This is a genomic window from Aliivibrio sp. S3MY1 (assembly GCF_028765575.1).
Taxonomy (GTDB): Bacteria; Pseudomonadota; Gammaproteobacteria; order Enterobacterales; family Vibrionaceae; genus Aliivibrio.
In genome coordinates this window covers 135,026-146,964 of the sequence record NZ_JARACO010000005.1, presented here as the reverse complement: position 1 = coordinate 146,964, position 11,939 = coordinate 135,026, and the positions used below count along the sequence as shown (strand labels likewise).

General features: G+C 40.3%; 9 protein-coding genes. 1 reads left to right on the top strand and 8 read right to left on the bottom strand.

Annotated elements, in window-relative coordinates:
* Positions 1–46 precede the first annotated feature (46 nt).
* On the bottom strand, positions 47–2,770 hold the full coding sequence (gene secA / locus PVK62_RS05365) for a preprotein translocase subunit SecA (RefSeq protein ID WP_274442495.1): 2,724 nt from the start codon (positions 2,768–2,770) through the stop codon (positions 47–49).
* 335 nt (positions 2,771–3,105) lie between these two features.
* Between secA and PVK62_RS05360 the strand changes: the two genes are divergently transcribed.
* Positions 3,106–3,573 carry a DUF721 domain-containing protein gene (locus tag PVK62_RS05360; RefSeq protein ID WP_274442494.1) on the top strand — a complete coding sequence of 156 codons (468 nt, stop codon included), beginning with the start codon at positions 3,106–3,108 and terminating at the stop codon, positions 3,571–3,573.
* A gap of 83 nt (positions 3,574–3,656) precedes the next feature.
* On the opposite strand, the gene lpxC is transcribed toward PVK62_RS05360, so the two are convergent.
* The 7 genes from lpxC to ftsW form a co-directional block, all read right to left on the bottom strand.
* Positions 3,657–4,574, bottom strand: a complete 918-nt coding sequence (gene lpxC / locus PVK62_RS05355) for a UDP-3-O-acyl-N-acetylglucosamine deacetylase (RefSeq protein WP_122033663.1) — start codon at positions 4,572–4,574, stop codon at positions 3,657–3,659.
* Positions 4,575–4,679: 105 nt separating this feature from the next.
* Positions 4,680–5,930 carry a cell division protein FtsZ gene (gene ftsZ, locus PVK62_RS05350; RefSeq protein WP_274442493.1) on the bottom strand — a complete coding sequence of 417 codons (1,251 nt, stop codon included), beginning with the start codon at positions 5,928–5,930 and terminating at the stop codon, positions 4,680–4,682.
* Positions 5,931–5,962: 32 nt separating this feature from the next.
* The gene (gene ftsA / locus PVK62_RS05345; protein WP_274442492.1) at positions 5,963–7,225 is read right to left on the bottom strand and encodes a cell division protein FtsA; all 1,263 of its coding nucleotides are present in this window, start codon (positions 7,223–7,225) and stop codon (positions 5,963–5,965) included.
* A gap of 14 nt (positions 7,226–7,239) precedes the next feature.
* Positions 7,240–7,980 carry a cell division protein FtsQ/DivIB gene (locus PVK62_RS05340; RefSeq protein WP_274442491.1) on the bottom strand — a complete coding sequence of 247 codons (741 nt, stop codon included), beginning with the start codon at positions 7,978–7,980 and terminating at the stop codon, positions 7,240–7,242.
* 225 nt (positions 7,981–8,205) lie between these two features.
* On the bottom strand, positions 8,206–9,669 hold the full coding sequence (gene murC, locus PVK62_RS05335; protein WP_274442490.1) for a UDP-N-acetylmuramate--L-alanine ligase: 1,464 nt from the start codon (positions 9,667–9,669) through the stop codon (positions 8,206–8,208).
* 17 nt (positions 9,670–9,686) lie between these two features.
* Positions 9,687–10,751 (bottom strand): undecaprenyldiphospho-muramoylpentapeptide beta-N-acetylglucosaminyltransferase, encoded by a 1,065-nt coding sequence (gene murG / locus PVK62_RS05330; RefSeq protein WP_274442489.1) that lies wholly within the window; start codon positions 10,749–10,751, stop codon positions 9,687–9,689.
* Positions 10,735–11,937, bottom strand: coding sequence for a cell division protein FtsW (ftsW, locus tag PVK62_RS05325; RefSeq protein WP_274442488.1), 1,203 nt, complete (start codon positions 11,935–11,937; stop codon positions 10,735–10,737). Before ftsW ends, murG begins: the two co-directional genes overlap by 17 nt.
* Between the last annotated feature and the right edge of the window lie 2 nt (positions 11,938–11,939).

The window sequence follows — 11,939 nt, the reverse complement described above, 5'->3', positions numbered from 1 at the left end:
CGCTAAAAATAGCGGCTTTAAATTATACATCAACAGTCTATATCAACTAGATTTTACCATGACACTGTTTGTATTTTTTACCAGAGCCACAAGGACAAATTTCATTACGACCTACTTTTCGCTCATCGCGAACCATTGGTGTATGAGCGTCTTCTGCCGTTTCACCATCATCTAATTGGCTTTCAGCATTTTGATGCTGCAGCTTCTGACGACGAGTCATTTCTTCCGCTTGTTGACGACGTTGCTCTTCCATACGCTCAACATCTTGTTGTTGCTGTACACGAACTTTACTTAAGATTGAAATTACATCAAATTTTAATGTATCAAGTAAGCCTTCAAACAATTCAAACGATTCACGCTTGTACTCTTGTTTCGGGTTTTTCTGAGCATAGCCACGTAAATGGATACCTTGACGAAGATGATCCATCGCCGCTAAGTGCTCTTTCCACAAACCATCAAGCGTTTGTAGCATAACTGCTTTTTCAAAGTTACGCAGTACTGACTCACCAACAGACTCTTCTTTGTCTTTATAAACTTGAATCGCTGTTTCAATCACTTTTTCACGTAAATTATCTTCATGAAGTTTATCATCGCTATCTAACCATTCTTGAATCGGAATATCCAAATCAAAATCAGCACGTAGACGTGTTGTTAACCCTTCAACATCCCACATTTCTTCTAATGACTGTGCTGGAATATATTGACCAAATAGCCCTTCAAGAACATCTTGACGGTTATAAGCAATCATCTCGCTAATATCATCGACATTCATCAGCTCATCGCGCAGCTCATAAACGACTTTACGTTGATCATTGGCAACATCATCGTATTCAAGCAATTGCTTACGAATGTCGAAGTTACGACCTTCAACTTTACGTTGTGCATTTTCAATCGCTTTTGTTACCCAAGGGTGTTCAATTGCCTCGCCCTCTTCCATACCTAGCTTCTTCATCATGTTAGATACACGATCCGAAGCAAAGATACGCATTAGAGCATCTTCCATTGATAGGTAAAAACGTGAAGAACCCGCGTCACCTTGACGACCAGCACGACCACGTAGTTGGTTATCAATACGACGTGATTCATGACGCTCTGTACCAATAATATGAAGGCCACCAGCAGCAAGTACTGCATCGTGAGCTTCTTTCCATTTAGCTTTTGCTTCTTGGATTTGTGCATCAGTTGGCTCGTTTATTTTAGCAAGCTCTGCCTGCCAGCTGCCACCAAGAACGATATCCGTACCACGGCCTGCCATGTTAGTTGCAATAGTTACCGCACTTGTTGTACCTGCATTAGCAACGATATCTGCTTCTTTTTCATGGAATTTTGCATTAAGTACGTTGTGCTTAATTTTTGCTTTTTTTAATGCATTTGAAAGCAGCTCTGATTTTTCAATCGAAACGGTACCAACCAATACTGGCTGACCACGTTCAGAACAACCTTTAATGTCTTCAATGATAGCTGCAAATTTTTCTGCTTCTGTCATGTAGACTAAATCACCCATATCATTACGAGTCATTGGACGGTTAGTTGGAATTACTACCGTATCAAGACCATAAATAGATTGAAATTCAAAAGCTTCCGTATCCGCTGTACCTGTCATACCTGACAGTTTGTCATATAGACGGAAGAAGTTTTGGAAAGTGATTGATGCTAATGTTTGGTTTTCGTTCTGAATTTTAACACCTTCTTTTGCTTCAACAGCTTGGTGTAGACCTTCAGACCAACGACGACCTGGCATTGTACGACCAGTATGCTCATCAACAATGATAACTTCATCGTCTTTTACAATGTAGTCCACGTCTTTTTCAAACAATACATGTGCACGTAGTGCTGCATTGATGTGATGAAGTAAGCTGATGTTAGCTGGAGAATACAAGGTATCATCCGCTTCCATTAAGCCTTCATCTTTTAGTAGCTGTTCAACAAACTCTTGACCGTTTTCAGTCAGGTGCGTTTGTTTTCCTTTTTCATCTAATGTGTAGTGACCTTCACCGCGATACTCTTCGCTGTCTTCTTCATCTTGTTTCACAAGTTGAGGGATAAGTGTATTAATTCGCGTATAAAGCGCAGAGCTATCTTCCGCAGGACCTGAAATGATAAGAGGGGTACGAGCTTCATCGATTAAGATTGAATCCACTTCATCGATTACTGCGAAATAGCGTTCACGTTGAACACGATCTTCAGCACGGAAAGCCATGTTGTCACGTAGATAGTCAAAACCAAATTCGTTATTTGTGCCATATAAAATATCGCATAAATACGCTTGTTTTTTCTCTTGAGGTGGCATATTTGGCACGTTGATACCAACAGTCATGCCTAAGAATTCAAATAACTCTCGGTTAGTTTCAGCATCACGCTTTGCAAGGTAGTCATTCACCGTTACGACGTGAACGCCTTTACCGGTTAATGCATTTAAATAACATGGTAGTGTTGCTGTTAATGTTTTACCTTCACCAGTGCGCATTTCTGCAATTTGGCTATCGTTCAGAACCATGCCGCCAATCATTTGAACGTCAAAGTGGCGCATACCATACAGACGCTTAGATGCTTCACGTACCGTCGCAAACGCTTCTGGCAGTAAACTATCTAAATCTTCACCTTGCTCTAAACGTGCACGGAACTCGATTGTTTTCGCTTTTAATTCTTCGTCTTGTAATGATTCGAATTGTGGTTCGATCTTATTAATTTGATCTACGATTTTACGTAGCTTACGTAATGTACGATCATTACGGCTACCAATAACTTTTGTTAGAATTTTAGAAAACATGATTCCGTTGCTTCTCTTATCTCTATGATCATTTCTGATCGGTTTATCTGAAATGTGAATCAATCACCTAGAGAAATTACTCTAAGAAAAAAACTTCTTTATATACTTATCTTATGGGGATTCAACTTTGATTTTTCAAGGCCTATCATGATAGTTGTGTTGCTAGTCATCATAAGTAATAATTAGGAAAGTATAAGCGATAATGTAAAGCAATCCTAAGCTAAATCCGTAGAGTTTGATTTCAATTCTGAAAAATTCAGATCTAATTGGCATTTATGACTTTTTCTTTGGTGTTAGCCTATTAAATAGCACTCTATATATGAGAATTACTAACGATGCGAGACCACAGACCCCAGCCTGCGAATGATTTTTTTAATAATACTCGCTTTAAAGATATTCAAGAAAAAGCGATTATTCTGTCTAAATTATCACATGTACTAAAAGATGCGTTACCCACTGGCTGTGAAGACCATTGCCGCGTGGCAAATTACCGCCAAGGATCTTTAGTGATCGAAGTCTCAGGCAGCGTTTGGGCAACACGAATAAACTATGAAAGATTAACTATATTATCTGCTTTTCGCCGCCATGGATTACCTGGGTTATCTAATTTAGAAATCAAGATCAACCCAGATCTCGCCCGATCTTTTGTTGGGGAAAAACCGGCGGTGTACAAAACAGAAAAACAAGCAAAGCGAGAATTATCCGCAGCAGCAGCAAGTGCATTAGAAATGGTCGCAGAAACCGCATCACCAAAACTTAAAAAGCGATTAGAGAGCTTAGCTGCATTAGCAAATAAGAAATAGAAATAGAAATAGAAATAGAAATAGAAATATTACAGACAAAAAAAAGCCAAGCATAATGCTTGGCTTTTTAATTTTATGACGGATTAAGCAAGTACCATTCCTGGCTGCATAAATGCAACTGGTGATTCTTGTTCATCTTCAATGGTTGTCCACTCCCATGCTTCTTGATCGGCAAGAACAGCACGAAGTAACTGATTATTCAGAGCATGACCTGATTTATAAGCACTTATTTGCCCCAAGATACTATGACCACACATATATAGGTCACCAACAGCATCGAGAACTTTGTGCGTTACAAATTCATTATCAAAACGTAATCCGTCTTCATTTAGAATACGGTAATCATCTAGTACGATTGCACAATCAAAGCTACCACCTAAACATAGGTTTTGCGATTGTAAGTACTCGATATCACGCATAAACCCGAAAGTACGAGCTCGTGAGATATCTTTGATGAACGATTGGCTTGAAAAATCAAACACTAACTTTTGGTCATCAGAGTCAATTGCTGGGTGATTGAAGTCAATAGTGAAATCTAAACGAAAGCCGTTATAAGGACGAATTTCTGCCCACTTATCACCATCTTCAATGCGAACAGGTTTTTTAATACGAATGAATTTCTTCGCTGTATTAAGCTCTTCAATACCCGCTGACTGCAAAAGATATACAAAAGGACTTGCACTGCCATCCATAATTGGAATTTCAGGTGCATCAACTTCGATAACTACGTTATCAATGCCCATGCCTGCCAATGCAGCATTTAAGTGTTCAACCGTTGAGATTCTTACGCCTTCATCATTAACTAACGCTGTACATAGCATTGTATCGCGTACTGACTCTGGGTCCGCAGGGAAATCAACAGGTGGATTAAGGTCGGTACGACGATAAATAACACCGGTGTTTGCTGCTGCTGGACGAAGAGTAAGCGTAACTTTACGGCCTGAGTGCAAACCCACGCCTGTCATTTGTACGATACTTTTCAGTGTACGTTGTCTGATCATATGCTCATCTCAACTATAAATATGCTTGATATCAAACCAATTCTAAGAACTGGCTTGATATTCTAGCACACAATTTTCTATAAAACCAAATCGTTTGATGATTAATTAGTCAGCTTGACGTCGTAAAAACGCAGGGATATCTAAATAATCTTCTTTCTGATCTGGCTTAGCTTGCGCTGCACCAGCATTCTGAACACCTGCCGCTGGCGACGTTGATGGTGTAGTTTGTGGTGCTGCTGATTTAGTTACCTGCACATTTTGTGCCGCTTTTTCAACCGTTGGTTCAACAACTGGCGCTTTCGCTTGAACAGATGCTTGAACTACAGGTTGTGCTGCAGGAGCTGACTGAGCCGGAGCCGTCGTTGTTTTATTTGTTACTAACGTAATTTCTGGTTTCTTTTCAGAACCAATACCCGTAGCAACAACGGTTACTCGAATTTCATCGGTCATATCAGGGTCAAGAGAAGTACCAATAACCACTGTTGCATTATCAGATGCAAACGCTTTTACTGTATTACCAACAGTTTCAAACTCATCAAGGCGCATATCAAGGCCAGCGGTAATGTTAACAAGAACACCACGAGCACCAGCAAGATCGATATCTTCAAGTAATGGACTTGAGATCGCTTCTTCTGCAGCTTGTTCAGCTCGGTCTTCACCGACTGCGATACCACTACCCATCATTGCATGTCCCATTTCAGACATAACCGTACGAACATCGGCGAAATCGACGTTGATCATACCTGGGCGAGTGATCAGCTCAGCAATACCTTGAACGGCATTACGAAGAACATCATTTGCTTTTGCAAATGCTTCTAATAATGTAATTCCACGACCAAGTACTTTTAACAATTTCTCGTTTGGAATCGTAATTAATGAGTCAACGTGTTTTGATAACTCTTCAATACCTTGCTCAGCAAAAGCAAGACGTTTACGTCCTTCAAAACTAAACGGTTTTGTTACAACAGCAACCGTCAGAATATTTAATTCTTTTGTAACTTCAGCAATAATTGGCGCAGCACCTGTACCAGTACCTCCCCCCATACCAGCTGCGATAAATACCATATCGGCACCAGCTAATACTTCTTTAATTGCTTCACGATCTTCTAGCGCAGCATCACGACCAACTTGCGGGTTTGCACCTGCACCTAAGCCTTTTGTGATGTCTCCTCCAATTTGAATAACTGTATTTACACTAGTCTTACGAAGTGCTTGTGCATCAGTATTTACACTAATGAATTCAACACCTTCAATTGACTCACGTACCATGTGCTCGATAGCATTACCGCCACCGCCACCTACACCGACTACTTTAATTACTGCTTCGTCGGACATTTCCATCATCGGCTCAAACATCTGTTCTCTCCGTTTCTTCCTGTTCGCTCAGGTTAAAACTCTTTTAGTATCCAATTTTTAAACTTCTTCATTACAGTTGTAAAAGATTGCTGCTTATTCGGCACATAATCTTCATCGTCATGTAATTGACTTTCTTTACCGTAATGCAAAAGCCCTACCGCTGTTGCTTGATAAGGCTCTTTTACGTAATCGGTTAGACCTGTTACCTCTAAAGGCTGGCCTATTCTAGCTTGGGTCTGGAACACGCGCTCAGCACAATCAACCAACCCATTAATTTGCGATCCGCCCCCCGTTAATACAATACCGGCGGCAAGATGGTGCTTTGTACCTTCAGCGCGTAATTTATCTTGAATAGCAAGAACACGCTGATTTACAAGCCCGAGTAGCTCAGAATACCTTGGTTCAATCACTTCTGCTAGCATTCTTCGCTGTAAACTTCTAGACGGTCGACCGCCAACACTCGGTACGTTAACCGTTTCATCACGATTAATGTGTTCACTAATAGCACTACCATATTTTACTTTTAATTTTTCAGCATCGTTAAATGGTGTACCAAAAGCGTAAGCAATGTCACTTGTTACTGCATTTCCAGCATAAGGGAGCACCTCAGCATGACGTAATGAGCCATCGGTCCAAATTGCAATATCCATCGTTCCGGCGCCGATATCAACGACACAAACACCAAGATCTCGCTCATCTTCTGTAATCACGGCATTGCTTGATGCTAAACCAGAAAAGATGATGTGTTCAACTTTTAAGCCACAACGCTCTACCGCTTTTATTATATTACGTGCCATATCATTATGACAGGTAATAAGATGAACACTCACTTCCATTCTCATACCCGATAACCCAATTGGATTACGAATACCTTTTTGAACATCAATAGAGAATTCTTGAGGGATCACATGCAGTGTACGTTGTTCATCGCCAATCTTAACCGATTTAGCAGTATGAATAACACTATCCATATCATCTTGGGTTACTTCTTCTTCAGAAATAGACCCCATACCTTTCTCTATTTGACTAGCAATGTGTTTACCCGATAAAGAAATAAACACAGAGGTAATGGTGCACTCTGCCATCAATTCAGCTTGGTCAATCGCTCTTTGAACCGATTTAACTACCGATTCTAAATCGTTAACGCCACCTTTATCCATTCCGCGAGAGGGACATGAACCAGAGCCAATAACGCTCACTTGGCCATCAGGTAAAACTTCGCCTACAAGTGCTGAGACCTTGTTTGTACCTATGTCTAAACCAACAATAATACTGCCTTCTGGCGTTTTACTCATGTCAATTCTCTTCTTTAATCGTCTACATTATCAGGCTTCCACCCAACAGCAGCGCCAGTATCATAACGAAGATCTATATAATCTATCGAATTCTTTTTATCATCTAATTGCTTATATAAAGCAATGAAACGCTGTACTCTTTCTTCTCGAGCATCACGACCAAGCTCTAGTCGAATGCCATTATCTAATACGACCTGCCACGATAAACGTTCAGTTAATGCAACACTATGCACAGTTGTATTTATTACGGTAAATTGAGCCTGTAACTGATGCCAAAAATCGAGCACCTCTTTACTATTTGCTTCAGGGCCAAATAACGCAGGTTTAGGCTCTAATAAATCACTCATTGGTGCATTAAAAATCACACCTTCAGGATTAACAATGACTTTGTTATTCCATGTTGCTTCTGGTTGATTTTCTACCACAAACACTTTTATCGTTTCTGGCCATTGCTTACGAACAGAAACCTGAGCGATCCAAGGCAACGTCAGTAAGGCATCTTGCAACTTATTAACATCCTGCGTCATGAAGGTCCCAATAGAATCCATTGAGTCTATCGCGTCACGAATATCATCTGCCGTAATATGTTTCAACTGCCCTTGGATAATCATATGAGATAAGGGCAATCTATCTTCATCTGTCATCCAACTTATCGTTGAGACAATCAACCATAATGAAATCATCACAACCAAAGAAAGAAAAAGCGCACCTGGCAGGTGTTTTCTTATTTTTTCTTTATCAAATGAAGTATTCATTTTGACCGTCTTAATCATATTATTTTCACAATCGAGCCAAAAATATCGCCATCACTTTTATATTAAATAAAATGACCGCTATTTAATGGCATTAAAATAAATTCATCTAATAACGATAGGTTGAAAAAAACCTATCCTAGTTTCTGATAGGATATTATTAATACAATGAGGATTCTATCTCATTATTCGTGTTTTTATTAGAAGTTCTAACTAATTAAACAATTATTATCCTAATGTTTTCATTGTTTCAATATTTAACTCTAATGAAGCTAACTGTTTTGCTAGTTTACCAACGTCACCAGCCCCTTGTGTCAGGACTAAATCACCTTCTTGAAGAATATTAGCCAATACTGGTGGTAATGCTTCTATATTTGGCACAAAAATAGGATCAATTTTTCCACGACCACGAATAGTTCGGCATAATGCTCGCCCATCGGCACCTACAATTGGCGTTTCACCCGCAGAGTACACATCAAGCATGATAAGCACGTCTACATTATCCAGAACATTGGCAAAGTCATCATATAAGTCACGAGTTCGACTATAACGATGCGGTTGGAAGATCATAACTAAACGCTTATCAGCCCAACCTGCACGAGCTGCTTTTATCGTTACATCAACTTCGGTTGGATGATGACCATAATCATCCACCAACATTGCAGAACCATTACCCGTTTCAAATTCACCTAATTGGTCAAAACGACGACCTGCGCCTTCAAAATTCAACAGTGCAGATAGAATAGCTTCATCTTCTACCTCCTCCTCTGTTGCCACTGCAATCGCAGCAGTTGCATTCAAGGCGTTATGCTTTCCTGGGATATTAAGAACAATATCTAAATCAGTACGATCTTTTCTTTGTACTGTGAAGAAGCTTTGCTGAGCTACTTGACGATAGTTAACTAAACGAACATCCGCATCTTCTGCAAAACCATACGTAATAACCTGACGACTGACTCGAGGTAATAACTCTCTTACCACATCATCATCAATACACATTACCGCTTGACCATAAAATGGTAGATTGTGAAGAAAATCAATAAACGTTTGTTTTAATACTTCAAAGTCACCGCCATAGGTATCCATGTGGTCAGCTTCGATATTAGTAACAATACTAACCATTGGTTGAAGGTGCAAAAATGAAGCATCACTTTCATCAGCTTCTGCAATAAGAAAACGACTAGAGCCTAAACGTGCATTTGTACCTGCATTTTTAACCAAACCACCATTAACAAACGTTGGATCCAAACCTGCTTCTGAGTAGATTTGAGTCGTTAGTGCTGTAGTCGTTGTTTTACCGTGAGTTCCTGCAACTGCAATACCATGACGGTAACGCATCAACTCGGCCAACATTTCTGCACGGCGGATAACTGGAATACGGTTTTCTTTCGCAGCGACAATTTCAGGATTCATTGGATCAATCGCGGTAGATACCACCACAACGCTGGCTTTTTCTACATTGCTTGCCTGATGACCAAAAAAGATCGTTGCGCCTTTTTGAGCTAAACGAACAGTGACTGTATTTTCAGCCATATCTGAACCACTGATGTTATAGCCTTCGTTTAAAAGTACTTCGGCAATACCACTCATGCCTGCGCCACCAATACCAACAAAATGAATGCATTCTACACGGCGCATTTCTGGGATCATGGTTCTAATTTCAGCTAATTGCAGTTTCTGATCTTTTATCATTCTAAATCTCAATTCTTCTATTTTGCGAGGTCTTTAATCGCACTGGCAACACGTATATCAGCATCAATAATGGCTGCCTTACGAGCATTACATGCCATTTCTAATAATTCTTTTCGCTCTAAACCATTCAGTGTATCAACCAAACCCTGAACTGTTAAATCTTGTTGTTCAATCATTTGCGCTGCGCCACACTGTACAAGGTGATCCGCATTTAATGCTTGTTGACGATCTTTGTGCATAAAGGGAATAAATACAGAGCCAACACCAGCAGCTGAAACTTCAGATACCGTTAGCGCACCTGAACGGCATACCAATAAATCAGCCCATGCATAAGCCGCAGCAACATCATCAATAAACTCTGTTACGTTCGCGTCTGTCATTCCATTATCACAATATGCTTGATGAACCGTTTCTTGATTGCCTTTACCTGCTTGATGCCAAATTTCAACAGCGTGATTCAGTTTTGGCAATGCTTCTGGCAATGTCGTATTAAGAATACGGGCACCTTGACTGCCCCCCATGATTAATACACGAATAGGGCCACTACGTTCAGCAAATCGTTCGCTTGGGTGAGGCAATTGGCATACATCTTCCCTTACTGGGTTACCAACGACGTCCGCATTTGGAAAAGCACCCGGAAATGCTTGAAATACACGTTTAGCAATTTTAGATAACCATTGATTAGTTAAGCCAGCAACCGCATTTTGTTCATGCAATACAACCGGGATACCAGATAACCAAGCAGCAATACCACCAGGGCCACTTACGTAGCCACCCATACCAAGTACAACATCAGGCTGCCATGCTTTGATATGCTTTTTAGCTTGAGAAATCGCACCTAATATTTGAAATGGTGCAGCAAGCAACTTTTTAAAACCTTGGCCGCGTAAGCCTTTTACTTTGATAAAATCTATTTCAATACCATGTTTGGGTACTAAATCCGCTTCCATTCTATCTTCTGTACCTAACCAACGAATTTCCCACCCTTCACTTTGTAGCTGTTTTGCTACTGCTAACCCAGGAAATACATGACCGCCAGTACCACCAGCCATCACTAATAAACGTTTATTTTTGTTCTTCATTTTCGCTCCGTGGAGGCTCGTTTTCTAAAAAGACACGACATTCATGATCAATACGAATAAGCAGGGATACTGCTACTGACATAATGATTAAACTGGAACCACCGTAACTGATAAGAGGTAACGTTAATCCTTTCGTTGGTACAATACCCGCAGCCGCACCAACATTAACTAACGTTTGAAACGCAAACCAAATGCCGATACCAAAAGCTAAAAAACCACCAAAACGCTGATCGTATTGTAGACACGTACGTCCAATAAGCAGTGCTTTTAACACTAAAGAAAAAATCAACGCAAGGACGAGAGTTACACCAATAAATCCTAACTCTTCAGCTACTACCGCAAATACAAAATCGGTATGAGCTTCTGGCAGATACTCTAACTTTTGAATTGAATTACCTAGTCCCTCACCAAACCAGCTGCCTCGACCAAATGCCATTAGCGATTGAGTTAGCTGATAACCACTGCCAAACGGGTCTTGCCATGGGTCTAAGAAGGAAGTGACACGACGCATACGATAAGGTTCTGCCACGATCAGTACGATAACTAATGAGATACCACTCATCACTAATGCTATAAATTGCCACAACTTAGCGCCTGCAATAAATAGCATACCGATAGTGGTAACAAACATTACGATGGTTGTCCCTAGATCAGGCTGTAGCAGTAAGAAAAAAGCAAGGCCTATCAGAACAACTAACGGTTTTACAAATCCTTTAAAACTGTCTCTCACCTCACCATGGCGACGAACAAGATAACCAGAAATAAAGACAAATAAAGAGAGTTTAGCAACCTCTGCAGGTTGTAAGTTAAAGATCCCTAATGGCAACCAACGTGCTGCACCATTAACAGATTTACCCACCACTAAAACAGCAGCCAATAACAAAAAAGAAATCAATAATAGGTGACTACTGTACTTCAACCAGTCATCTAATTTAATCCGTAATACTATTGATGATGCACCCAACGCCAAACATACAAATAACATATGTCGCATCATAAAATGAAATGGCTGACCTGTTAAGCGAGTACTAATAGGGAATGACGCAGAGCCGACCATAACAAGGCCGGTCAACATCAAAGCAAGAGCAATCCAAATCAACTGACGATCAAACATCACTTTAGGTGACGGGGTTAAACACCACTCTTGAACAGGAGACGTCCATTGTTTAATACGATCAATTATCAAAA

Bases quoted from the DNA above. Each gene is read 5' to 3' on its own strand.
- PVK62_RS05360 (WP_274442494.1), top strand. From the start codon at position 3,106: ATGCGAGACCACAGACCCCAGCCTGCGAATGATTTTTTTAATAATACT.
- ftsZ (WP_274442493.1), bottom strand. From the start codon at position 5,930: ATGTTTGAGCCGATGATGGAAATGTCCGACGAAGCAGTAATTAAAGTA.
- secA (WP_274442495.1), bottom strand. From the start codon at position 2,770: ATGTTTTCTAAAATTCTAACAAAAGTTATTGGTAGCCGTAATGATCGT.
- murG (WP_274442489.1), bottom strand. From the start codon at position 10,751: ATGAAGAACAAAAATAAACGTTTATTAGTGATGGCTGGTGGTACTGGC.
- murC (WP_274442490.1), bottom strand. From the start codon at position 9,669: ATGATAAAAGATCAGAAACTGCAATTAGCTGAAATTAGAACCATGATC.
- lpxC (WP_122033663.1), bottom strand. From the start codon at position 4,574: ATGATCAGACAACGTACACTGAAAAGTATCGTACAAATGACAGGCGTG.
- PVK62_RS05340 (WP_274442491.1), bottom strand. From the start codon at position 7,980: ATGAATACTTCATTTGATAAAGAAAAAATAAGAAAACACCTGCCAGGT.
- ftsA (WP_274442492.1), bottom strand. From the start codon at position 7,225: ATGAGTAAAACGCCAGAAGGCAGTATTATTGTTGGTTTAGACATAGGT.